This is a genomic window from Neobacillus cucumis, assembly GCF_002860255.1.
GTDB classification, from domain to species: Bacteria; Bacillota; Bacilli; order Bacillales; family Cytobacillaceae; genus Neobacillus; species Neobacillus cucumis_A.
In genome coordinates this window covers 1-1,585 of the sequence record NZ_PGVE01000087.1, presented here as the reverse complement: position 1 = coordinate 1,585, position 1,585 = coordinate 1, and the positions used below count along the sequence as shown (strand labels likewise).

General features: G+C 37.0%; 2 protein-coding genes. One reads left to right on the top strand and one right to left on the bottom strand.

All coding sequences use genetic code 11. The features are described 5' to 3' along the window. On the bottom strand, positions 1-789 hold a 789-nt coding region (locus tag CVD27_RS22840; protein WP_142384128.1), incomplete at its 3' end, for an MFS transporter. Between the two features lie 164 nt (positions 790-953). Between CVD27_RS22840 and CVD27_RS22835 the strand changes: the two genes are divergently transcribed. Continuing rightward, the coding region (locus CVD27_RS22835; RefSeq protein WP_101650747.1) for a phosphosulfolactate synthase at positions 954-1,585 on the top strand (632 nt) is incomplete at its 3' end.

Sequence of the window (1,585 nt, the reverse complement as noted above, 5' to 3'; positions counted from 1 at the left end):
TAAAAGAGGAATCGCTAAAATGGCTCCTTTTAATAACCCATCAATATGATGGTCCTTTTCAAGGATGTCAGAAATGTAAAACAAAATACCAAATAAAGTGAACAAACAGGATGCTCCTGTTAAATAGGCAGCAAACAGCCAGCGTCCCTCTGTTTTAAATACAGAGACAAGACCTTTTACATATTTTTTAACAGGCGGAGGCTCTTTTTCTGCTTTCTTTTCTTTAATAAAAATGATTGTTAATAAAACAGAAAGGAAGCAAAAGATTGGAAAGGCAAAAAAGGCAGCATACCAAAAAAGCAGGGCTAATAACGCCCCGATGATCGGGCTGATAACTTTTCCGAATCCATTGGATGCTTCCACTAATCCTAATACCTTACTTTGTTCAGCGCCCTTAAATAAATCTCCGGCTAAAGCCATTGCGATAGGGGCTGTTCCTGCTGCACCCATTCCCTGCATAACCCTGCCTGCTAATATCCATGTATATGCACTTGAAAACCAAGCAGCGGCAGCGCCCGCTAACAGACCACCGCTGCCGTATAAAATTAGTGCAGGAATGATGACAGCTTTTCGAGAAAATCGGTCGGATAAATAACCTAAAATTGGTATGGAGACTGCAGCAGCAATCGAAAATACTGAGATAATTAAGCTTGTTTGAAATTGAGTTATATTCAGTTCTGTTTTCATTTTAGGTAGGATAGGGATCAGCATGGAGTTTCCCAGTACTAAAATAAGCGGGATTGAACCTATAGCTGCTATCGTTAAGCCTTTATGTTTCTGCTTTGGCAAGGATGTACACCCCTAACTGTAAAATTGAAGCTTTATTATTGTTTGTTCTGGATGGTTGTTTATGCATGACAAATGCCTAATTACTAGGTGTAATAGCCCATTGTTTACACAATAACCCAATTTTTGAATAATCTATCCTAGAAAAATAGAGGAGGCGCTTGCCTATGAATTTTTTAACATTACCGGAAAGGACTACCGGAAATCGGACATATGGTTTGACTTCTGTTATTGATTTCGGGACCCCATTAGGAGAGTTAAAAAATATTCTGTCTGATTATGGCGATCTCATTGATATTGCCAAAATTGGTATTGGTTCTGCCTATGTTACGCCAAATTTAAAGGAAAAGATAAATCTTTATAAGGATTTTAATATTAAACCTTACTGTGGCGGGACCTTATTTGAGAAATGCTATTACCAAAATAAAATTCCTGAGTATCTTACCTATTTAAGTAAACTAGGAATTGAATGGATTGAGATTTCTAATGGAACATTGGATATCCCTCTCTGTGAGAGATTAAAACTGATTTCACAAATAAAGAATGATTTTCGAGTAATTGCAGAAGTGGGCTCGAAAGATTGTAATAATGAAATGCCAATCTCTGACTGGAAAGAAGAGATGAAGCTCCTCTTAAATGCTGGATGTGAATATGTGATTACTGAAGGCCGGGATTCTGGTACATCTGGAATTTATGAAAAATGTGGAACTGTGAAATCTAATTTAGTACAGGAATTATTAAAGGATTTAGATACCCGTAAAATTATTTTTGAAGCGCCATCTGCAAAACATCAAATGTA